This is a genomic window from Arthrobacter rhizophilus, from assembly GCF_026241105.1.
Lineage (GTDB): Bacteria > Actinomycetota > Actinomycetes > Actinomycetales > Micrococcaceae > Arthrobacter.
Genome location: NZ_JAPFFT010000022.1, coordinates 14,045 through 36,450, shown reverse-complemented (window position 1 = coordinate 36,450; position 22,406 = coordinate 14,045). Strand labels below are relative to the sequence as shown.

Sequence of the window (22,406 nt, the reverse complement as noted above, 5' to 3'; positions counted from 1 at the left end):
GACATCAGAACCAGAGGGTCGTTGGCGCCCTCTCCGGGGACCGAGGCACCGTCGCCGGTCGGCCCGGTCGGCCCGGTCGGCCCGGTCGGCCCGGTCGGCGGGGTTGGCCGTTCAGCGACGGCGCCGACGGGCGTTGCCGCGCTGCCGAAGGAAGCCGACGCCGGCCAGGACGGCGCCTAGTCCCTCGGCGACGGCGCTGAGGGTCTTCTCGAAAAACCATACGGGCTCGTACATGGCCGGGATCGGGCCCAAGGCCGGTATGTCGACGTACCGGTAGAGGAGGACGGCGATGAAAGCGCTGCCAGCGACGACCAAGGCGGCCGCATAGGCTGGCCGGCTGCCGCGGACCAGGACGTACAGGCCAGCGAGAACCGCGGCGACCGCTTCAAGGCGGAACAGGTTGCCTTGCCCGATTCCGCCCGGGGCGCCCAGCTGATAGCCAGGGGCAAGCTGCCAATGCACCACTGCGTCGATGACCAAGGCTGCCAGGACAAGCAGCCGCAACAGGATGCCCGTGGGCTTGCGGCGGACCGGTTCACGGGCGCTCATTTCGCTGTGCTCATTTCAGCGTGCTCATTTCACTGTGCTCATTTCACGACCAGCGTTCCGTGCATATTGGAGTGGTAGGCGCAATGGTAGGGATAGCTGCCAGGTGCGGTGGGTGCAGTGAACTGGACTGTTCCGCCCCCGCCATCCACGGCGGCGTCGAAGGCCTTCCCATCGTCTGAAGTGACTGTGTGGGCCTGGGCGTCATCGTTCTTCACGGTGATTTTGGCGCCTGGGCTGACCGAGACGGGTCCTTGATAGCCGAAGTCCTTGATGGTGATGGTGAGCGATTGGGATGTCCCCGACGGCGGAGCGCCGGAGGACGCGGCGGAAGGTGGGCCCGATGACGCGCCCTGGTAGCCAGCTCCGGAGGACCCGCACCCGCTCAGGGCGATCAGGAGGGCCGCCGCGACGATGACCATCAAGGCCTTGGGGTTCTTTCCCATGATTGGTTCCCCGCTTCTCATGTCCGGTGGCCGGAATGTGCTTGCCACACTGATGAGACGAATTCCAAAGCGGTCAGGTTCACCGGAACGGGAAATTGCCTCCGGCGGGCGGAGACTGGCCGTCTCGGTCAGGCAACGGGGCGCAGTGTCCGGCAGACCTCGACGAAAGCCTTGAAGGGGGCGAGCCGTTCCTCGTCGGGCAGCTGCGATGCCTCGGGATGCCATTGCACGGATGCCACCCAGCGCTGCGGATCCTCGAGGGCCTCCACCGTGCCATCCTCTGCTACCGCAGTTACTACGAGGCCGTCGCCTACCCGGTCCACAGCCTGGTGATGTCCCGAGGCAATCCGCACCGAGTCCCGCGAGCCATAGAGCCCAGCCACTTTGGAACCCGGAGAAAGTGCGACGTCGTGCCACGCCCAAGTGCTTAGCCCACCCTCCGCCGGGGTCAGGCCGTTGTGCTCCACCGCCGACGGGTGCATGTCCTGGATGAGTGAGCCTCCGTACACCACGTTCAAGAGCTGGTGGCCGCGGCAGATGCCGAAGGTGGGCAAACCGGCGTCGAGCGATTCGCGGGCAACCGCCAAGTCCAGGCGGTCCTGGTCCGGGTTGACGTCGTAGCAGGCCTCAGTCGCTTCTTCGCCGTAGAGTCGCGGGTCCAGATCCCCTCCGCCGGGCAGCAAGACGCCGTTGAGGGAACGGAGCTCCGTGGCCAGCCGGCCGGCTTCATCGGTGAAGGAGGCATCCAGCAGCACTGGCTCCGCACCGGCGTCGCGCACTAGTTCGACGATGAAATCGAAGAGTTCATTCGCCTCTCCCACACGGGCGTCGGCGTCTTCGGAGCTGCTGAGGCGGACGGGGATGCCGATCCGGGGCCGGACGCTGCTCTGCTGTTCGGAAGTCTGCATGCTCCATGATGCACCGGCCGGACGACTCCTGCGCAACATCACCGCGGGCTTACGCTGATGCCATGAATCCGTCCCGCGCCCTGACTCCCAGTCCCCGCACGCTCGACATTGAGAGCGTGGCCCATTTCGACCGGCTGCTCAGCTCCGGCGCGGCAACCATGCACGGCTGGCACGCCCAGTCGCTGGACCTGCGGGGCCGGCGTGGCGACTTGGCGCGGCTGGATCCCCAGGGCGCCATCTTCCTGGGCTGCACCTTCGACGACGGTGTCGAGGACTCCCTGCGCAGCCGCGGTGCCCTCATCTTTCCGAAGCTGCGCGGTGTGCCATTCAACCCCTACCGGGGCAGCCTCTACAGCGCCGCCGAACTGTACGAGGACATTGACTCGACAGAGTACGAAGCCACCCTGGATGCCCAGGTCTACCACTGGAGCATCATGCCGGGGCAACGGACCAGCCTGGACGCCACCCTCGCCGCCGCGCTGCACGACCACGCTATCGGGGACGCCTTGGACGAGCTTCTGGGCAACGGGGATTTCGCGGGGAACAAGATCGTGGGCGTCATGGGCGGGCATGCCGCGCAACGCGGAACACAGGATTTCGACGACGCCGCGCGCCTAGGGCGGCTCCTGGCACGGTCCGGTTTCAGCGTGGCCACAGGTGGCGGGCCGGGGGCCATGGAAGCGGCCAATTTGGGCGCCTACTTGAGCGGCCTGCCCGACGTCGACTTCGCCGCAGCGCTCGAGGCGCTCGCGGCGGTGCCGGGTTTCCGTCCCTCGGTGACGGCTTGGGCGCGGGCGGCGGCCGCCGTCGTCGAGCACTATCCGCGCGGGACGACGTCGCTGGGCATCCCCACCTGGTTCTACGGGCACGAACCGCCCAATCTTTTTGCCACTCACATCGCCAAGTACTTCGCCAACTCGATGCGCGAAGCGATCCTGCTGGAGTTATGCAACGGCGGCATCGTGTTCCTCCCGGGCTCCGCCGGCACCGTGCAGGAAATCTTCCAGGACGCGTGCGAGAACTTCTACGGCGCCCCGGAAACCGTCACTCCTATGGTGCTCGTGGGTCGCGACCACTGGGAGCACAAGTATCCGGCGTGGCCCATGTTGCAGAGCCTCGCGGCGGGGAAAATGATGGAGGACTGGATCTTTCTGGTGGACACGGTGGAGGAGGCGCTCGCCGTCGTCGCGGATTGACTGCGTTCAGGGTTCCCGGGCCCGCCCGGCCGTAAGGGACATGTCCAGCCTTGGCTCGGAACAGTGGACATATTGCGAATATGCCCATCCCTGGATTCCAAGGCTGGGCATGTCCCTTCGGGCGAGAGCGTTATGTCCGTTGCTGAGCCTCGGGGCTGGGCATGTCCCGTGGATGACGAGTGAGCATGTCCATCTCTGGAGTCCAGAGCTGGGCATGTCCGGTGGGGGTGACCGTGATGTCGGCTTAGTGAGCTGCGCGGCCGCCCAAGCGCGTGGTGATCTTGCGGGCTGCATCTTGGCAGGCCTCGCCGAGGCTGGCGAGAGTGTCCTGGGAGACACGGAACTTGGGGGCGGGGATCAGTACGGAGGCCACGATGTCGCCGCGGTGGTCATAGACAGGTGAAGCCACGCCCACTTCTTCGATGGATGTTTCGCCGAAGTTGACGGCCCATCCTCGCTTCACCGACTCCTGGAGCCGGAGCAGGTAGGCCTCAAGGGCTTCTTCGTCGAGGCCGGGCAGTGTGATCGAGCCGCTGCGCAGGAGCGTGCGCACCCGATCTGCGTCTTCGGCGGCCAGGAAGACCTGCACCGAGGAGCTGAGCGCCTCGTTATATCGGGCACCCAGCGGGGCAAGATGCTTGACCTGGTGGCGGCTGGCGATTTGTTCCACGCACATGGATTCGTTCCCGTTCCACACCATGAGCGCGCTCGTCTCGCCAGTCCGCTCGCTGAGTTCGCGCAGCACGGGATAGGCCACCCGACGCTCTTCCAGTTCAGCGAGGAGCGGACCCGCCAAGGCAATCATGCCCAAGCCCAGCCGGAAGCGGCGGGAGTCGGAGTCGCGCTCCACCAAGTGTTCCTGTTCGAACGTCGCGAGGATCCGGGACACGGTGCTTTTGTGGAGGCCGATCCTGCCGGCGATCTCGGTGACACCCAGCAGCGGTTCCTCGGCGGTGAAGCTGCGGAGCACGGCAATGGCGTTCTCGAGGACCGAAGCGCCTTTGGAATCTCCGTTGGCCGGGGTTTCGCTGGTGTTTACTGAGGTCATGATGGTCACTATATGGCTCTTTTAATCGGGACATGCCCAGCCTTGGCCAAGAGCAATGAGCATATGCAGCATATGTCCATCGCTCCGACTCAAGGCTGGGCATGTCCAGTGGAGGGTGGGTCCTAGGCGCCGATGATGTTGTACTCCGGGCCGAACGGGAACTTGGTGATGTTCTCGGCGCCGTCGTCACCAACCACCAGGATGTCGTGTTCCCGGTATCCGCCCGCACCCGGCCGACCGTCGAGGACCGTGATCATCGGTTCCATGGAGACCACCATGCCGGACTCCAGCACGGTGTCGATGTCCTCGCGCAGCTCCAGTCCAGCTTCGCGCCCGTAGTAGTGCGAGAGGACGCCGAACGAGTGGCCGTAGCCAAACGTGCGGTTGGCGAGCAGCCCATGCGAAACGTAGATCTCGTTCAGTTCCGCGGCGATGTCTTTGCAGACGGCGCCGGGTTTGATGAGTTCCAGGCCGCGCTTGTGGACCTCCACGTTGATGTTCCACAGTTCCAAGGAGCGGGCGTCGGGTTCGCCGTAGAACAGGGTGCGCTCCAGGGCGGTGTAGTAGCCGCTGGTCATAGGGAAGCAGTTCAGTGACAGGATGTCGTGTTCCTGGATCTTGCGGGTTGTTGCCCAGTTGTGGGCTCCGTCCGTGTTGATGCCGGACTGGAACCACACCCAGGTGTCGCGGATTTCGGAGTCCGGGAACGTGCGGGCGATCTCGTGGACCATGGCTTCGGTGCCGATCAGGGCGACTTCGTACTCGGTGATCCCGGCGGTGATGGCATTGCGGATGGCCTCTCCGCCAAGGTCGCCGATCCGCGCGCCGTGCTTGATGACTTCGATCTCTTCGGAAGACTTGATCATGCGCTGGCGCATGGCGGCTTGGGCCACATCCACAAGCGTCGCGCCGGAGAAGGCGGCCTGGATCTTGTTGCGGTTGTCCAGCGGGAGGGAGTCGTCCTCAACACCCAGGCGCCGGACGTTGATCCCGCGGGTCCGCAGCACTTCCTGGATGCCAAAGATGTAGTTGTCCCGCCGCCAGTCCGTGTAGACCAGGTTGTCTCCGTAGCTGCGGCGCCAGGGCATTCCGGCGTCGATATTGGCGGTGACGGTGACTGTGTCCTCGGCCGTGACAACCATGGCGTAGGAGCGGCCGAAGTAGGTGAACAGGAAGTCGGAGTAGTACTTGATGGAGTGGTAGCTGGTCAGGACAACGGCGTCCAGTTCCTTCTCGGCCATGATCCGGCGAAGACCCGCAAGGCGTCGCTCAAACTCTGCGTCGGAGAAAGTCAGGGAGACCTTCTCTCCGTTGTTGAGGACCTTGAGGCGCTCAAGCTTGGCGACGTCGCTTACGGCTTCATTCTCGGTGATGGTCATGCGTGGTGTTCCTTTCAATGGGTGGGTTGTTTCAGTCCTGCTGCAGGGGCTTCTTGGAAGTCTCCACAGCGAAGAGGACCGCGATGAGTGAGATGACGGAGGCGGCCACGAGGTACCAGCCGGGGGCCAGCTGGTTGTGGGTCAGGCCGATGAGAAGGGTTGCCATGAACGGGGCTGTGCCGCCGAACAGGGCGTTTGAGAGATTGAAGCTGACGGCGAAGCCGCTGTAGCGGACCTTCGTGGGGAAGAGCTCGGCCAGGAAACTGGGCAAGGTGCCGTCGTTGAGCGTGAGCATGCCGCCCAGCAGGATCTGCATCAGGACAATGACCAGGAAGTTGCCGGTATCCAGGAGCATGAACGCCGGAACGGTCAGCACCACAAAGAGCACGGACGCTGTGATGAGCATGCGCTTGCGGCCGAACCTGTCCGAGGCGATCCCCGTCAAAAAGATGAATCCGATGTAGCTGACCAGCGCGATGGTGGTGGCCAGGAACGATTCTGCCGCACCGAAATGGAGTTCCTCGGAAAGGTAGGTGGGCATGTAGCTGAGGATTACGTAGAAGCCGACGGCGTTCAGGAGCACCGCGCCCGTCGCGATGATGAGCTGCTTGCGGTACGTCTTGAACATAGCGAAGGCGGGGGCTTTGACTGCAGTATCCTTCGCAGCCATTTCGCGGAATGCCGGGGTGTCCTCGAGCTTGGTTCGGATGTAGCGGCCAATCAGGCCCATCGGGGCGGCCAGAAGGAACGGGAGGCGCCAGCCCCATTCGCTGAGTTGCTCCGCGCTCAGGACCGAGCTGAGCAATGCTGCCAGCAGGGAACCGAGCAGCAAGCCTGCCGCCGTGCTGGCGGGTACGACGGCGGCATAGAGTCCGCGCCGATTGGCCGGTGCGTATTCCACCAGGAACGCCGAGGCACCTGCGTATTCGCCTGCTGCCGAGAAGCCCTGGACAACGCGGACGAGCAGCAGGAGGACTGGAGCCATGACGCCGATGGTGTTGTAACCGGGGATAAGGGCGATGCAGAAGGTGGCCACGGACATGAGGACGATCGACAGGGACAATGCTTGTTTGCGTCCAAGCCGGTCACCGATGTGGCCCCAGATGAATCCGCCCAATGGACGGACGAAGAAGGAGACGGCAAAGACGCCGAACGTGGCGAGCAGTGCGGTCTGCCGGTCCGACGCAGGGAAGAAGACGGTAGAGATGATCCCCGCGAGGTATCCGTAGACGGCGTAGTCGAACCATTCGACGAAATTGCCGATGAAGCTGGCGGTGATGACGCGGCGCCGGGTGTCCTTGCTGACGATCTGGTTGTCGGCTGGCATTGAGGGGACGCCCGGGGTGGCTGCTTCGGGAAGGGCGAGGGATCCGCCTTTGGATCCGGTGCTCGAGCTTCCCGGGATTGCTGCCACGGAAGATGTTTCGTTTTTCATGAATCCACCAAGAATTTTGGGGTTGCATTCAACGCAACGCTGTTGCACCAGAATAGATGTGTTGTGCGTCACCGTCAAGGGTCCTCGGTTGCCACCCAACTAGCTAGCAGTGGATGTCGTATTGAGCCCTCTAAGCGACAACAAGTGCGAGCTAGTTGAGGGAGGTGGCGCATCGTCTGCAACACAGTTGCGTGGAGTGAGTGGAGTCCCGCTCTGGAACGCGAAGAAGCTCCCCGGATCCATGGATCCGGGGAGCTTCAGAGCGAGATGGGTTCAGGGACTACTTGAGCCAGGCAGCGACCACATCCGGGTGGGCATCGACCCATTTCTTGGCCGCGGCGTCGGGCTTCATGCCGCCCTGGATATCCGTTGCGACGGAGTTCTGGTCCGCGTTGGTCCACGAAAAAGCTTTGGCCAGTTTGGCGGCGGGAGAGCCGCTGTCCGCGAACTTCTTGGAGATCACCTTGTTCAGTTTGTAATCGGGGTAGTCACAGGCCACCTTCTCGGCGTTGGAATCGCAGCCCGGCGTGTAGGCTGGCAGGCTGACCTTCTTGAGGGAGACCTCGGAAAGGAACCATTGCGGTTCGTAGAAGTACCCCAGTAGGGGAGTCTTGTTCTTCTCGGCCGAGCGGAATGACTGGATGAGAGCGGCTTCCGAGCCGGAGAAGACTACTTTGTAGTCCAGGCCAAGGTTCTTGACGAGGGCCTCGTCGTTGGTCACGAACGCTGGGTCGCCGTCCAGGACCTGGCCCTTGCCGCCGGATTCGGAGGTGGCAAAGAGGGAAGCGTATTTGTTCAGGTTCTTGCTGTCCGTGATGTCCGGGTACTTGGCGGCCATCCATGGTGGTACGTACCAGCCGATGTGACCTTCATTGCCGGTGGGGCCGGCGTCGACCGCTACTTTCTGATCGGTGATGTATTGCTTCGCGAGGTCCTCGTGGCCCCAGTTCTCAATAACGACGTCGACTTCACCGGATGCGAAGCCCTGCCAGGAAATCTGTTCCGACAGGTCCTTCTGGACCACTGTGCAGCCGAGCTTGTTTTGGGCGATATAGCTATAAACGGCCGCATTCGCCGTGTAGCCTACCCAGGCGTTGAGGGCCACGTTGACGCTTCCGCAGGGGGTGCTCGAGGCACCGGCCGCGGCCGCCTGATTGACTGTTGCACCGCCGCAGCCGGCAAGCAACAGGGCAGCGGCCGCGGTTCCGGCGAGCGTGGGAATTGTTCGTTTCAACAGCAGTCCAGCTTTACTCATGGTTGGGTCTCCTTGTTGGGCAGTGTGCGAGCGTCAGGGCCGTTAGTGGGTGGTTGATTTTGCTGAAGGGACTTTTCGAACGGGGTTGGCCGCGGCAGCCTGTGTCATGCGGTCCAACAGGATCCCGAGGAAGACGATGGCCAGGCCGGCGGCCAGGCCCTTGCCGAACAGTGAACTTTGGACAAAGCCGGCAACGACGTCGTACCCCAGGCCACCTGCTCCGACCAGCGCGCCGACTACCACCATGGCCAGGACGTAGATCAGGCCCTGGTTGGCGGCCAAAGCCAGGGATTGGCGTGCCATCGGGAGTTGGACCTTGGTGATGACCTGCCAAGGGGTTGAGCCGCTGGACACTGCGGCTTCCATGACGGTGGGCGATATCGCGGCGATGCCGTCGGCCGTGATCTTGATGGCTACGGGTGCGGCGTAGATGATACCGGCGATGATGGCGGTGAACCGTGTGGCGCCGAAGAGGCCCAGGAACGGAACCAAATAGACGAAAGCGGGCATGGTCTGTCCCGCGTCAAGCATGGGCCGCATGATCTGGTCCACTTTGTTGGACCTGCCCATGGCCACGCCGAAGATGACGCCCAGGACGATGACCACTGCGGTGGCAACGAGGGTGCCGGCCAAGGTGACCATCGCATCGCTCCACAGGCCAAGGTAGATGATCAAGGCCAGGCATGATGCCGTGACTGCCGACAGCTTCCAGCCGCCGAGGGCAAAAGCCGCGATGACAATGACCGCGACCAGGAGGTAGAACGGTGTTTCCGTCAGAAGGGACTGGAACGGGTTGAGAATCCCGGTGGTGACTGCCTCGCGGAAGGACACCGTGAACAGGAAGAGGTTGGTCTGCAGCCATTCGCTGGCCGAGCTCACGCCACTGACGATGGCTGGGCCGATGTTGAGATCCTTCGGGAAGGCCGCGGCCCAGAGCATCGTGCGGGACAACTGGACCATGACGAGCGCCACCAGCAGGGTCGCTGCCAGCAGGATGTACCGGGTTCGCCGCGATATCCGGCGTTTGCGGCTCGCCCCGGGCTCGGCACGGCGGCTGGCGGCCGTTGTGACGCGGTCCAGCACGATGGCGAGCAGGACGATCGACAGTCCAGCGTTGACTGCCGTGCCGACGTCGAGCGATTGCAGGGCGCGGACAACCACTTGTCCCAGCCCCGGTGCGGCGATGAGTGCCGCGATGGTGACCATGGACAGCGCGGCCATGGTGCTCTGGTTGATCCCCATCACGATGGTGCGCCGTGCCAGGGGGAGTTGAAGGGTGAGGAGTCGCTGCAAGCCCGTGGTTCCCAGAGAGTCGGACGCTTCCCGGGTGTTCTCCGGGATGCATCGGATTCCATGCGCCGTCAGTCGGATGACCGGAGGTGCCGCGTAGATCACAGTGGCGATCACGGCGGAGGCGGGGCCGATCAGGAAGATGAGGGCCAGCGGAGCCAGGTACACGAAAGTGGGAAGGGTCTGCATGAAGTCGAGGACCGGAGTGATCACCTTGGCAACCCGGCCATAGACCCCGGCCAGGACTCCGAGGGGGATGCCGATAGCCAAGGTGAACAGGACGGCCGTGAGGACAAGGGCGAAGGTGTAAGAGGCCTCCACAAACAGCCCTTGAAGACCGAAGAACACGAAGGCCGCCGCGGTCAGCAGAGCCACCCGGGCATTGCCCACAGCGAAGGCGATCCAGCTGAGCAGCGCGACGGTTCCCAGCCAGCCGATCTCCGGCAAGCGAAGCCCGGTGGAGCTCGCCGCGAAAATGCCGATGAACAGGTTTGCGACGGCGTCGACGGCGGCCCGGAGGGGAGTGAAGACGTACTGGAAGACTGGATTGTCCGCACGGTTCGCTGCCACCCAGGCATTGAATTGGTTGAGGGAGCGGTGCAGGTCAGTAAGTTCCGACGCCGGCAGCGTGAGGGTCGCGGTGCCGTGGAGGAACAGGAATCCAACGAGCCAGACGACGCCGGCCCCGCCCAGGAGCAGCGCGCGGCGGCTTAGCCGCTTGCGCGGCGCACGGGCGGCGACGGGGCTGGTATGAATCGGGGCCCGGTCACGAACGAGGGTGGACATCACGCCGCTACTTCCGCGCCGCGGATGACCGACAGGATGCTGTCTCGGTCGATCTGGCCTGTGATCTTGCCGGAGTCTTCCACCAGGACAGGACACGATGAGTTCATGACCGTTGGGATGGCGTCGCGGATGATCGTGCCGGCGCTCAGGACGGGAGCGTCCCCGGGAGTGCCGGATCCTACGGGATCGGTGATCCACTTGAGCGTCAGGACATCCGCCCGGGGTACTTCGGAGACGAAATCGGCGATGTACTTGTCCGCCGGTGATCCGACGAGGTCATCGCCGGTGCCGCACTGGACTGTCTCGCCGTTCCGCATGATCAGGATGCGGTCCCCGAGTTTGAGCGCTTCGGACAGGTCGTGGGTGACGAACACCATCGTCTTGCCCATCTCTTTGTGGAGCCGGATGACCTCTGCCTGCATATCGCGCCGGATAAGCGGGTCCAGGGCAGAGAACGGTTCGTCAAAGAGGATGGTGTCCGGGTCGCCGGCCAAGGCGCGGCCCAGCCCGACCCGTTGCTGCATTCCACCGGAGAGCTGATCAGGGAAGTGCTGCTCGTAACCTTTGAGCCCGACGAGGTCGATGATTTCGCGGGACCTGGCGTAACGCTCGTTCTTGGCGGCGCCGCGGATCTGCAACCCGTAGGACACGTTGTCCAGCACGGTACGGTGCGGTAGGAGGCCGAAATGCTGGAAGACCATGGACATTTTCCGCCGACGAAGCTCCCGAAGCTCGCCCGTTCCCGCCTGCATCACGTCCTTGCCGTCCACCAGGACACTCCCCGAGGTCGGCTCGATCAGCCGGGTGAGGCACCGGATCAGGGTGGACTTTCCCGACCCGGACAGGCCCATGACCACGAACACCTCGCCTTTGGCGACATCGAAGTTCATATCCCGCACGGCAGCATTGCATCCGGTGCGTTCAAGCAATTCGGCGGAGCTCAAACTCGACAGCTCGGGATCCTTGGGGATCTTTTCACCTCCGGGTCCGAAGACCTTCCAGAGGTTGCGCACGGATATGTCAGGACTGCTCATTGCTGTACTCCTGCCTGTGGCGGCTCGAACCAATGGCTGGGCCCGGGGCTGATGTTTTGCCAGATGTGCTTTGTTTCTCGATATTCGGCCAAACCCGCGAGCCCCAACTCGCGGCCGTTGCCGGACTGTCCGAAGCCGCCCCATTCGGCCTGCGGAACGTAGGGGTGGTAGTCGTTGATCCAGACCGTCCCATGGCGCAGCGCCCCGGACACGCGCTGGGCCTTCGAGGCGTCTGCCGTCCACACGGCGCCGGCCAGTCCGTAAACAGTGTCGTTGGCCAGCCGAATGGCCTCTTCTTCGGTAGAGAACGTTTCCACCGTCATGACAGGTCCGAAAGACTCCTCCTGGACCACGCGCATCGAGGTGGTGCAACCGCCCAACACAGTGGGCGGGTAGAAGCTGCCACCGGCCAGCTCCGGGCTGTCCGGAATGAAGCCGCCGCACAGCAGCCGGGCGCCTTCTGCAACCCCGGCCTGTACGTAGGCGTGAACCTTGTCCCGGTGGGCCGTGGAGATCAGCGGACCGGTCTGGGCTTCCTGGTCGAAGGGGCCGCCCAACCGGATTTGGCGCGCACGGCGGACCACCTCGGCCACGAATTCCTCGTGAATGGACTCTTCGACAATGAGCCGGGCCCCGGCCGAACAAACCTGGCCGGAATTCAGGAAGACGGCAGTCAAGGCGTTGTCGATCGCGGCCTCCCGGTCGGCGTCGGCGAAGACCACGTTCGGGTTCTTGCCACCCAGCTCGAGGGCCACGCGCTTGACCGTTTCCGCCGCAGCCACCATGATCCGCTTGCCGGTTTCCAGCCCGCCCGTGAAGGAGACCAGATCGACCCGCGGATCCGAACTGAGCACCGCCCCCACTTCCGGTCCCGTTCCCGTCACGAGGTTCGCGACGCCGTCGGGCACGCCTGCTTCCCGCAGGGTGTCCATCAGCAGGATGGATGTGGAGGGTGTCAGCTCACTGGGCTTGAGGACAAAAGTGTTGCCGGCCAAGAGTGCGGGCGCAACCTTCCACGAAGCCTGCAGGAGCGGGTAGTTCCACGGCGTGATGAGGCCGCAGACGCCTACGGGCGCGTGGATGACCCGGCTGATGGCGCCGGGCCGGCCGGTATCGATCACGCGGCCCGCGTCAGTACCAGCCACGCTGCCGTAGTAGCGGAAGCAGGCTATGACGTCGTCGATGTCGTACTCGGCTTCGACCAGCCGTTTGCCGGTGTCCAAGGCTTCGGCTGCGGCGTAGGCGGCCTTGTCCCGCTGCAGCAGCCCGGCCACGCGGAGCAGGATCGCGCCGCGTTCCAGCTCCGGCGTGTTTGGCCAGCGGCCGTCGTCGAACGCCTTCCGGGCGCTCGCCACCGCTGCCTCGGCGTCCGCAGAGGCGCACTCGGCGACGTCGGCAACATGCGTGCCGTCCGCCGGGCAGCTGATGCTGCGGATTCCTCCGGTGGACTGCCGCCAGCCGCCGTCGACGTAGCTGCCGCGAACGGTGTGGGCCTGGGTGAGTTGTGGACTGTTCATGCCGCTCCCTAGTTCCGTGCCGAGCTGGCTTCGGGCCGGCTCTCCGCGCTGTCCAGGCGGCCCGTGCTGTCCGGAACCGCGCTGTCCGGAATTGGGCTGGTGCCGTGGCGGTAGAACTCCGCGGCGATCGGGGCAAGGGGTTCGCGGCCCTGAATCAAGTCGGCAGCCTTCTCAGCCAGCATCATGACCGGTGCGTAGATGTTGCCGTTGGTCACGTACGGCATTGCCGAGGCGTCCGCCACACGCAGGCCCGAGGTGCCGTGCACCCTCATGCTGAGGGGGTCCACTACGGCCATGGGATCCGTGGCCGGACCCATCTTGGCTGTGCAGGACGGGTGCAGGGCGGTCTCGGCGTCGCGGGCTACCCAATCGAGGATTTCCTCGTCGGTTTGGACCGCTGGGCCGGGCGAGAGTTCACCGCCATTGAAAGGCGCCATGGCCGACTGCTCCAGGATGTGCCGGGAAATCCGGATGGCTTCGACCCACTCGCGCCGGTCCTGGTCCGTGGAAAGGTAGTTGAACTTCATGGACGGGTGGGCGGTTGGATCCGTGGAGGTGATCTTCAGGCTCCCACGGGCGTCGGAGTACATAGGGCCGATGTGCACTTGGTAACCATGTTTGGCATCGGCTTTTTGGCCGTCGTACCGGACGGCAACGGGCAGGAAGTGGAACATGAGGTTGGGGTAGGCCACCTCTTCGTTGGAGCGTACAAAGCCGCCCCCTTCGAAGTGGTTGGTGGCCGCCGGTCCCTTGCGCCCGAACAGCCACTGCAGGCCGATCCACGGATAGCGCCAAAGGCTGAGGCTCGGCTGCATGGACACCGGCTGGGTGCAGGCGTGCTGGATGTAGACCTCCAGGTGGTCCTGCAGGTTTTCGCCGACGCCCGGGAGATCAACCACCGGTTGGATGGCGAGGGACTTGAGGTGCGCAGAGTCCCCGACGCCGGACAATTGCAGCAGCTGCGGAGTATTGATGGCTCCTCCGCACAGGATGACTTCCTGGGCATCCACGCTATGCTTCTTGCCGTTCCGGCGGTAGCTGACGCCGGTGGCAGTGACATCGGAAGTACCAGTGCCGGTGAAGTTGATTTTCGATACAAGGGCCCGGGTCCTTACCGTGAGGTTGGGCCGGTCGAGGTGCGGCCGCAAGTAAGCCCGGGAGGCAGAGAGCCGCTGGCCCTTGTGCACGTTGCGGTCGAAGGGGCCGAAGCCCTCCTGCCGGTACCCGTTGACATCGTTGGTCCGGGCAAAACCGGCTTCTTGGGCGGCGCGGAAGAAGGCTTGGAAAAGGGGATTGCGGGCGGGACCGCGCTCAAGGACCAGAGGTCCGTTGTGTCCTCGCAGTTCATCCTCGGGTTCCGCGGCGAGGGCGGTTTCCATCCGGTTGAAGTACGGGAGGCAGTGCGCGAAGTCCCAGGTCTCCATGCCGGCGTCGGCCCCCCATCGTTCGTAGTCCAAGGGGTTGCCGCGCTGGAAGATCATCCCGTTGATGGAACTGGAGCCGCCCAGGACCTTGCCACGGGTGTGGGCGATCCGGCGTCCGTGCATGTGCGGCTCGGGGTCGGATTGGTAGCGCCAGTCGTAGAACCGGTTTCCGCTGGGAAAGGTGAGCGCGGCGGGCATCTGGATGAACAGGTCCCAGGGGTAGTCGCTGCGGCCCGCCTCCAGGACCAGGACGGTCTTGGTGCGGTCTGCGCTGAGCCTGTCCGCCAGCACCGATCCGGCGCTGCCCCCACCCACAATGACGTAGTCAAACTTTTCGTTGGCCATTAGTTGAACTCCTTTGAAGTGATCCCCGTTGCTGTGTCCGGTACCCAGGAAGGGCGTTAGCCTCGCAGCCTTTCCATGTTTGGATCCACGAGGGGATCGGCGGAGATGGTAGCGGGGATCCGCTTGCCGAAGTATTCGATTTCGACGGCGTCACCCTCGCCCGCTTCGGCGGGCAACCACGCGTAGGCGATCGGCTTGCGGACCGTATAGCCGTAGGCGGCGCTCGTGACGTAGCCGGAAGGCTCTCCCCGGAAATAGACAGGTTCCTTGCCCAACACCACTGACGTGCCGTCGTCGACCGTCAGGCAACGCAGGCGGCGGTTGACGGGCAGTTCGCGGCGGGATTTGAGGGCCTCGGCGCCGACGTACCCTTCCTTGTCCTTGCTGACCGAGAAGCCCAGGCCGGACTGGAACGGCTCGTGCTCAGGAGTCACGTCGGTACCCCACAGCCGGTAGCCCTTCTCCAGGCGTAGGCTGTTAAACGCTCCGCGGCCGGCCGCGATGATCCCCTGCTCCTGGCCGGCCTCGAAAAGCAAGTCCCAGAGCCTTTGGCCGTTTTCCGCCGTCGTGTACAGCTCCCAGCCCAGCTCGCCCACGTAGGAGAGCCGCATCGCCGTGACCGGGATCCCGCCGATCCGCACCTTTTTGGTCCGGAAGTACTTCAAACCGTCGTTGCTGAAATCGTCGTCGCTGACCTTCGCGATCACCTCGCGGGCCAACGGTCCCCAGAGCCCGACACAGCACGTGGAACCGGTGATGTCGCGGACCTGGACCCACTGGCTGACGTCGTCCGCGGTTTGCTTGCGGGCTTCGGTAGTGAAGTAGTCGAAATCGATGTTGCCATTGGCGCCTACCTGGAAGGTGGTCTCGTCCAGCCGGGCCACCGTGATGTCGCTGCGGATGCCGCCGTCGCCGTTGAGGAGCAGGCAGTAAGTGACGGCACCCGGCTTCTTGTCGACCTTCCCGGCGCTGAGGCGCTGCAGGAGCGTCACGGCTCCCGGGCCGGAAACCTCCAGCCGCTTGAGCGGCGTCATGTCATAGAGCGCGACGGCGGTGCGCGTCTTCCATGCTTCGGCGGCGGAAATAGGGGAGTGGAACATGGCTGCCCAGGGCTCGCGCTCCGGGGCCTGCCATTCTTCCGGGAGCTCTTCGAGCAAACCGCGGTTGGCCTCGAACCAGTGCGGGCGCTCCCAGCCGTGGGCTTCGAGGAAGAACGCCCCGAGCTCCTTCTGGCGGGCATTGAACGGGCTCGCGCGCAGCTCACGCGGGGAAATCCTCGGCTGCAGCGGGTGCAGGACGTCGTAGATCTCCACGAAGTTCTGTTGCGACGTTTCGCTGACGTAGCTCTCCGCGGTCTGGATTTCTTCGAAGCGGGAGACCTCGCATTCGTGGAGCGGAATGCGGGACTGGCCCTCGATGAGGCGCTCCGCCAGGGCACGGGCCACGCCGGCGGAGTGCGTCACCCACACGGCCTCGGCCACGAAGAAACCCTCAACGTCCTTGGACTCGCCGACGAGGGGACCGCCGTCGGGAGTGAACGAGAAGATCCCGTTGAAGCCATCGGCAATCCTGGCGCCGGCGAGTGCCGGAAGGAGTTCCTTGGAGTCTTCCCAGCACGGCAGGAAGTCTTCTTCCGTGAACGCCAGGCGGGACGGCATCCGGTGCTCGGACATGTCCGCCGCAGCAACCTCGGGCAGCTCCCGGAGATCCACGGGCATGGGCTTGTGGGCGTAGGAGCCGATGCCCATCCGGTCCCCGTGCTCGCGGTAGTAGAGGTCCTTGTCCTGATGGCGGAGGATCGGCATCCAGGCGCCGTTTGCCGGATCAAGCAGCCGCGAAGCATCGTTCCTGCCCACGAGGTCCGGCACAGAGGTGGTCTTGACATACTGGTGCGCCAGGGGAAGGAGCGGCACGGACATGCCCACCATTGCGCCGATCTTGGGTCCCCAGAACCCGGCGCAGGAGACAACGATGTCTGCCGGGATCACGCCGTCGGGCGTTTCGACGCCGGTGACCTTGCCGCCGGACTGTTCGATGCCGGTGACGGTGGTGGAACCGCGGAACGTGACTCCTGCGGCGCTCGCCTTGGCAATGAGCAGTCCGACGGCCCGGGCGGCGGAGGCCAAGCCGTCGGAGGGAACGTAGAGCCCGCCGAGCACCTTTTCCTGGTTTAGCAGCGGGTAGTGCTTGACGCACTCGTCCGGATCGATGAGCCGGCCTTCCACACCCCACGACCCCGCGTAGCCCAGCTTGCGCTTGAGATCCTCCATGCGTTCCGGAGTGGTTGCCACTTCGAGGCCGCCCACTTGGTTGAAGCAGGAGACGCCGGATTCGCTGAGCGAGAGCAGCTTGTCCACGGTGTAGGACGCGAATTGGGTCATGGTCTTTGAAGCGTTGGTCTGGAACACCAGGCCGGGGGCGTGGGAGGTAGAGCCGCCCGCCAGCTTCAGCGGGCCCTGCTCGACCACGGTGATGTTGGTCCAGCCGCGGGTGGACAGCTCATCCGCGAGATTGGCGCCGACGATGCCGGCTCCGATGATGACGACGCGGGGTGTTGTGGACATGCGGGAGCTCCTGAAGTAGAAGGGCGGGGCTGGAAGTTGTGGGGAAGCTAGACGTGGCCATCGACGGTCAGTCCGGGCGGCAGGTTGGGGGCGTCCTCGGATTCCTTGACCATGATGTGGCCGTCCACCACCAGGACTTCGTGAACCCTGATGGGCAGTTTGGCTGGAGGCGCGTCGGCTGCTCCGGTGCGGAGGTTGAACTTCGAAGCGTGGAGGGGGCACTCGACCCAGCAGTCCTCCACCCAGCCGTCGGCGAGGGAGGCGTCTTGGTGGGTGCAGGTGTCGTCAAGGGCGAAGAGCTCGCCCTCTTCGGTGTGAAATACGGCAATGGGTGGGGACGTCTCAAGACGAATCGCGTCCCCCGGGGCCAACGAGCTGAGCGGGCAAGCACTGTGCATCTCAAGAACCTCTTTCACCGGATTGGTCAAAACCTGGGGCGGTTGTCTCATGATCAACGCTGATCACAATACGCAACAGAGTGATTGACCTCACAGTGGCTTGTCAAGAGGTTGAAGTTACTTCGCAGTTTCCTTGACACGCGATGTGAAGTCCGTCACGCTGTTTCGCATAATGAAGTTTGTTGCGTAATGCGCAATAAACTTTCGAACGGCTCGGCGAGGAGGAAGCCATGGAGACATTGGCGATCGTGGGGGCATCATTGGCGGGTCTTTCCGCCGCCCGCGCTGCCCGGGCGCAGGGCTTTTGTGGCCGGCTACTCATCATTGGAGATGAGCAGCACCGGCCCTATGACCGTCCGCCCCTGTCCAAGGAGTTCCTGGCAGGAAAAATCGGCATCAAGCACTTGCTCTTGGAAGCCGAGGAGAAGGGTTCGGATGACCCCCTTCAGGCTGAATGGCTGCTAGGCACGCCTGCGAGGAGCTTTGACGCAGCTAGCAAGACCATCACCCTCGGTGACGGGCGCACGGTGGTGGCCGACGGCGTCGTCATTGCCACCGGAGCCTCAGCCCGCACGCTGCCCGAACTTGCGGGCCTATCCAATGTCTTTACCCTGCGGACGCTCGAGGATGCGCAGGATCTGGCTCCGGAACTCGTTCCGGGCAGCCGCCTGCTGGTGGTTGGCGCTGGATTCATCGGCGCGGAGGTGGCATCAACGGCCAAGGGCCTGGGAATGGATGTAACAATCATCTGCAAAAGCCCGGTGCCGCTGACCGCTCCGCTCGGTCCGGAGATGGCTGCCGTCATGGCCACGCTCCACGGGATCAACGGAGTGGAGCTGATTTGTGACACAGGAATCGACTCGTATTACAGCTACGAAGGAAATGTGACCGGTGTCCGGCTCAGCGACGGACAGTTCCGTTCCGCCGACGTCGTCCTCCTCGGAATCGGGGCAGTCCCCAATGTCGGGTGGCTGGCCGGTTCGGGCCTGGCGATCGACGACGGCGTCACGTGCGATTCGATGGGACGGACGAACGTCCCGGGCGTGGTTGCCGTGGGGGACTGTGCGGCCTGGTTCGACGACCGCAGCGGGCGGCACCACCGCGTGGAGCATTGGACTGGCGCGCAGGAACGTTCCGCCCTGGCCGTCGCCGGAGTCCTGGATCACTCGGCCCCTCCCCAGCAGCTCAACCTGCCGTACTTCTGGTCCGACCAGTACGGAGTGACGGTCCAGTTTGCCGGCCACGCCCGGGACGCAGAGCGTGTCGAGATCGAAGCAGGGCAGCCCGATACCCACAGCTTCCTCGCGGTGTACTACCGGGGCGAGGATCCGGTAGCCGTCCTAGGAGTGAACCAGCCGCGTCTTTTCACCCGTTGGCGCCGGCAACTCAACGCCCGCAATTCCCAGCCCGTCCTGGCAACCCCGTAAACATTCCCAAGTCTCAACCACGTTCATCACTGAATAGGAGTCAGCATGACCACTGAAGTTGTTTCCCCCAGCCTGATCCCCACTCTCCCCGGCCACACTTATGTCAGTGAAGACATCTTCCGCGCCGAGCAGGAGCACATCTTCGAACAAATGTGGTTCTGCGCAGTGCGGACCGCGGACCTGGAAAAGGCCGGATCGTTCAAAACCGTGCAGATCGGCCGCGAGAGCGTGCTTATCAACCGCACCCGCAAGGGAGAAATCCGCGCGTTCTACAACATCTGCCGGCACCGCGGCGTGAAGCTGTGCATGGAGGAATCAGGCGAGGCCAACCGCTCGTTCCAGTGCCCTTACCACGCCTGGACTTACGACCTCGAGGGAAAGCTCATCGCCGCCCCCAACCTCACTAAGATGCCGGATATCGACCGCAACGAATACGGTCTGGTCAAGGTCCACGCCCGCGAATACATGGGCTACGTCTGGGTCTGCCTGGCGGATGAGCCGCCGTCGTTCGAGGAGGACGTCATGGGGGCCATCGAGGAGCGACTCGGGGACCTGCGCGCCGTTGACGACTACGACATCGCCAACCTGAGCCTCGGCCGGCGCATCAAGTACGACGTCAAAGCCAATTGGAAGCTCATCATTGAAAACTTCATGGAGTGCTACCACTGTGCCACGATCCACCCCGAGCTGACCGAAGTCCTGCCCGAGTTCGCCGACGGCCTGGCCGCCCAGTACTTTGTGGGCCATGGCGCCGAGTTCGGTGAGGATATCAAGGGCTTCACGATTGACGGTTCAGAAGGCCTGGATCGCATTCCAGGAGTGGGCGATGACCAGGACCGCCGCTACTACGCAGTGACCATCAAGCCGAATGTCTTCGTCAACCTGGTCCCGGACCATGTCATCATCCACCGCATGTTCCCGCTGGCAGCGGACCACACGATCGTCGAATGCGATTGGCTGTACTTGCCCAGTGTGGTGGAATCCGGCAAGGACGTCTCGGCATCGGTGGAGCTGTTCCACCGGGTCAACGAGCAGGACTTCGACGCCTGCGAACGTTGCCAGCCAGCCATGGGCTCCAAGATCTATGCCAAGGGCGGTGTCCTGGTCCCAAGCGAGCACCACATCGAGGCATTCCACAGCTGGGTCACCAGCAAGATCGCCGATGTCCCCGTGGAGGGCTAACCGCCCCTGGTTGCGGTATAGCCCATCTTGACGCTGATTGAATGCCCGGCCTGCTTGAGCGCATCAAGGAGGCCGGGTATTTTTTCGGGTTCGAAACGGAAGGCGGGGCCGGACAAGCTGATGGCCCCGATCACCGTGCCGCTGTGGTTGCGGATCGGAACCGCGACGGCGTTGAGTCCGCGTTCGAGTTCCTCATACGTGGCGGCGTAACCCGCCTCCGCAATCACCGGCATTTGCTGCTCCAGCTCGTCGCGGTCAGTGATGGTGCGTGGCGTGTACTGCGCCTGGCCCGCTTCCCTGAGGACACGGTCGCGCGTCGCGGGCGGCAGGGCGGCAAGCATGACCTTGCCGCTTGATGTGGCGTGGAGCGGCGTGAGGCCGCCGATCCAGTCCTGGGTGCCGAGCGTGTTGGGGCCGATGGCCTGGTCCACGTTGACCGCGAAGTTTGACCGCAGCACGGCCAGGTTGGCGGTCTCAGCGAACTTCTCGGCCAAGGCCTCGAGGTCTTCCCGTGCTTCCCTGACCAAGCTGAGCCGGGCCGGGATGGCACTAGCCAAGCGCAGGATGTTGAAACCCAGTTGGTATTTTCCGCGCTCGTGATTCTGTTGGACCATGCCGCGGGCATCCAAGGCGCTCAGCAGTCGCGACGCCGTTGATTTGTGGACGCCCATTTCCTCCGCGATTTCGCTCACGCCGGCGTCGCCGTTGCGCGCCAGGATTTCGAGCACGGTGATGGCCCTGTCCACGGACTGCACGCCGGCATGGTGCGCACCGGCGGGATCGGTATCGGGGTCGTTGGCAGGGCTTGCGTCAGCGTCCATGTGGTTCATCGTCTCAAACGCGGTCAAATGGGCCGTCACACTGGGCTGCGTGTCTTGGGAAGACTGGGCAGGGGATGAGAGCGTGCCTCCCACCTGGGGTTTTACCTGGTCATAGGATCGGGCCGTATCCGGAATTCGTTCGCACACCAGCCGTCAATGCCGTGTGCGGCCGTGTCCATCTCGACCTGAGGCCGTACCCGGGCGATGACCAAGCAGCAGAAGTGGCCCGGCTGCGTCCTCACCCCGGGCTGACGCGGAGCGCCGCTTCTCATTGCGTATCCAGATCCGTACGACGGCGGCCCACACCTTTTGGTGCGGTCGCGCCATTCCTTCTCACGCGCCGTCGTGCCACACTTGGTGGACTATCGAATGACTGGGGGATTCAAGTCAGGAGATTGGTATGTGTGTTCTGCTGGAACCCCGCGCCTCGGGCCGCCGACCGGTGGTGAGCGAGCCATGATCATCGGTTGGGCTTACTTCATGGCAGGAATTATCTCAATTGATGGGCTCTTGCTGGGATTGCTGCTGCTGAACGTGAAGTGGCCCAAACACTGGAAGAGAAACGGCTAGGTTCGGCGCATGTGCCGAACCTAGAGCACCTTGCGGATCGTCTCTTCGAAACTCACCACGTGGTGCAGGGCGAGTGCGGCCGCGCGGTCCTCATCGCCGTCGGCGATTGCGGTGAGCAGTTCAGCGTGCTCCGCTACGTGGCCTGTCACTGAAGGCATTTTGTCCAGCATGTGGCACCAGATGCGTGTCGCCAGGTTGTCGTAGCGGATCAGCACGTCCTCGAGGTGCGGATTAGCCGCGGCTTTGTAGATGAGCCGGTGCACCTGGATGTCGTAGCGCATGAGTTCCTGCTGCCCGGCATCGTGCCCTTCCAAGCCGCTGATGGCCGCAGCGACCTCGCGCAGTTCTTCCCGCAGCTTCGGGCTGGCCATGCGGGCTGCCCGCCGGGATGCCAGGGGCTCAAGCAGTTCCCGGATTTCGGACACGTCCGCCAGTTGGGTGATGTCGACGCCGGTGGCAAAGGTCCCGCGCCGGGGATAGGACACCACCAGGTGGTCGCTTTCGAGCCGCTTGATGGCCTCGCGTACAGGTGTCCGCCCGATACCGAGTTCCGCGGCAATCTGCCCATCATTGATGGGGTCGCCGGGTTTGATCTCCAGCATGATGAGCCGGTCGCGCAGGAGCAGGTAGGCGTTTTCCGCCAAGGACGTTCCCTGGGTGCCTGTGTCAAGTGCTTCCAATGCAGTGCTCATGTGCTCTCTCCCGTTTGCCGCAATTCCAAGTCTGGCGGATCAGTTGCTGCCGGGCTGTTGACGGTTGTGTGATCTTCAACATACTATGGCAACAGTTCTAATATATCAGTTACTTATTAGTCGGTAAACATAAGTATTTCAAA

General features: G+C 63.7%; 18 protein-coding genes. 3 read left to right on the top strand and 15 right to left on the bottom strand.

The window, feature by feature from the left end; genetic code table 11:
• Window positions 1–111: 111 nt before the first annotated feature.
• The 3 genes from OOZ51_RS16900 to OOZ51_RS16890 all read right to left on the bottom strand — a co-directional run bounded on the left by OOZ51_RS16900 (window position 112) and on the right by OOZ51_RS16890 (window position 1,900).
• Window positions 112–549 carry a hypothetical protein gene (locus OOZ51_RS16900; RefSeq protein ID WP_265980934.1) on the bottom strand — a complete coding sequence of 146 codons (438 nt, stop codon included), beginning with the start codon at window positions 547–549 and terminating at the stop codon, window positions 112–114.
• 38 nt (window positions 550–587) lie between these two features.
• Window positions 588–992: a cupredoxin domain-containing protein gene (locus OOZ51_RS16895; protein ID WP_265980933.1), complete on the bottom strand. Its 405-nt coding sequence runs from the start codon at window positions 990–992 to the stop codon at window positions 588–590.
• A 128-nt stretch (window positions 993–1,120) separates the two neighbouring features.
• On the bottom strand, window positions 1,121–1,900 hold the full coding sequence (locus OOZ51_RS16890; RefSeq protein ID WP_265980932.1) for a gamma-glutamyl-gamma-aminobutyrate hydrolase family protein: 780 nt from the start codon (window positions 1,898–1,900) through the stop codon (window positions 1,121–1,123).
• Between the two features lie 62 nt (window positions 1,901–1,962).
• On the opposite strand from OOZ51_RS16890, the gene OOZ51_RS16885 reads away from it, so the two are divergent.
• A complete protein-coding gene (locus tag OOZ51_RS16885) occupies window positions 1,963–3,096 on the top strand; it encodes an LOG family protein (RefSeq protein ID WP_265980931.1) in 1,134 nt (377 codons plus the stop codon).
• Window positions 3,097–3,340: 244 nt separating this feature from the next.
• Here OOZ51_RS16885 and OOZ51_RS16880 read toward each other — a convergent pair whose 3' ends face one another.
• The 10 genes from OOZ51_RS16880 to OOZ51_RS16835 all read right to left on the bottom strand — a co-directional run bounded on the left by OOZ51_RS16880 (window position 3,341) and on the right by OOZ51_RS16835 (window position 17,571).
• Window positions 3,341–4,144 carry an IclR family transcriptional regulator gene (locus OOZ51_RS16880; RefSeq protein ID WP_265980961.1) on the bottom strand — a complete coding sequence of 268 codons (804 nt, stop codon included), beginning with the start codon at window positions 4,142–4,144 and terminating at the stop codon, window positions 3,341–3,343.
• A 122-nt stretch (window positions 4,145–4,266) separates the two neighbouring features.
• The gene (locus OOZ51_RS16875) at window positions 4,267–5,523 is read right to left on the bottom strand and encodes an aminopeptidase P family protein (protein ID WP_265980930.1); all 1,257 of its coding nucleotides are present in this window, start codon (window positions 5,521–5,523) and stop codon (window positions 4,267–4,269) included.
• 31 nt (window positions 5,524–5,554) lie between these two features.
• Complete coding sequence (locus OOZ51_RS16870) at window positions 5,555–6,850, bottom strand: MFS transporter (RefSeq protein WP_416346403.1); 1,296 nt, start codon at window positions 6,848–6,850, stop codon at window positions 5,555–5,557.
• Between the two features lie 388 nt (window positions 6,851–7,238).
• Entirely contained in the window at window positions 7,239–8,213 is a 975-nt protein-coding gene (locus OOZ51_RS16865; RefSeq protein WP_265980928.1) for an ABC transporter substrate-binding protein, read from the bottom strand.
• Window positions 8,214–8,255: 42 nt separating this feature from the next.
• Window positions 8,256–10,289 carry an ABC transporter permease gene (locus OOZ51_RS16860; RefSeq protein ID WP_265980927.1) on the bottom strand — a complete coding sequence of 678 codons (2,034 nt, stop codon included), beginning with the start codon at window positions 10,287–10,289 and terminating at the stop codon, window positions 8,256–8,258.
• Complete coding sequence (locus OOZ51_RS16855) at window positions 10,289–11,323, bottom strand: quaternary amine ABC transporter ATP-binding protein (protein ID WP_265980926.1); 1,035 nt, start codon at window positions 11,321–11,323, stop codon at window positions 10,289–10,291. Before OOZ51_RS16855 ends, OOZ51_RS16860 begins: the two co-directional genes overlap by 1 nt.
• Window positions 11,320–12,840: an aldehyde dehydrogenase family protein gene (locus OOZ51_RS16850; RefSeq protein WP_265980925.1), complete on the bottom strand. Its 1,521-nt coding sequence runs from the start codon at window positions 12,838–12,840 to the stop codon at window positions 11,320–11,322. The genes OOZ51_RS16855 and OOZ51_RS16850 overlap by 4 nt, the downstream gene beginning before the upstream one ends.
• Before the next feature lie 8 nt (window positions 12,841–12,848).
• Window positions 12,849–14,609, bottom strand: coding sequence for a choline dehydrogenase (gene betA, locus OOZ51_RS16845; protein WP_265980924.1), 1,761 nt, complete (start codon window positions 14,607–14,609; stop codon window positions 12,849–12,851).
• A gap of 56 nt (window positions 14,610–14,665) precedes the next feature.
• Complete coding sequence (locus tag OOZ51_RS16840) at window positions 14,666–17,173, bottom strand: GcvT family protein (RefSeq protein ID WP_265980923.1); 2,508 nt, start codon at window positions 17,171–17,173, stop codon at window positions 14,666–14,668.
• Between the two features lie 47 nt (window positions 17,174–17,220).
• A complete protein-coding gene (locus OOZ51_RS16835; RefSeq protein WP_265980922.1) occupies window positions 17,221–17,571 on the bottom strand; it encodes a bifunctional 3-phenylpropionate/cinnamic acid dioxygenase ferredoxin subunit in 351 nt (116 codons plus the stop codon).
• A gap of 230 nt (window positions 17,572–17,801) precedes the next feature.
• On the opposite strand from OOZ51_RS16835, the gene OOZ51_RS16830 reads away from it, so the two are divergent.
• Both OOZ51_RS16830 and OOZ51_RS16825 read left to right on the top strand, forming a co-directional pair.
• Complete coding sequence (locus OOZ51_RS16830) at window positions 17,802–18,998, top strand: NAD(P)/FAD-dependent oxidoreductase (RefSeq protein WP_265980921.1); 1,197 nt, start codon at window positions 17,802–17,804, stop codon at window positions 18,996–18,998.
• 45 nt (window positions 18,999–19,043) lie between these two features.
• Window positions 19,044–20,180, top strand: coding sequence for an aromatic ring-hydroxylating oxygenase subunit alpha (locus OOZ51_RS16825; RefSeq protein WP_184737712.1), 1,137 nt, complete (start codon window positions 19,044–19,046; stop codon window positions 20,178–20,180).
• Here OOZ51_RS16825 and OOZ51_RS16820 read toward each other — a convergent pair.
• Together OOZ51_RS16820 and OOZ51_RS16815 are read right to left on the bottom strand one after the other, a co-directional pair.
• Window positions 20,177–21,001 (bottom strand): IclR family transcriptional regulator, encoded by an 825-nt coding sequence (locus OOZ51_RS16820; protein ID WP_265980920.1) that lies wholly within the window; start codon window positions 20,999–21,001, stop codon window positions 20,177–20,179. The two genes, OOZ51_RS16825 and OOZ51_RS16820, sit on opposite strands and share 4 nt — an antisense overlap.
• A gap of 590 nt (window positions 21,002–21,591) precedes the next feature.
• Window positions 21,592–22,263, bottom strand: coding sequence for a GntR family transcriptional regulator (locus OOZ51_RS16815; RefSeq protein WP_265980919.1), 672 nt, complete (start codon window positions 22,261–22,263; stop codon window positions 21,592–21,594).
• Window positions 22,264–22,406: the final 143 nt, after the last annotated feature.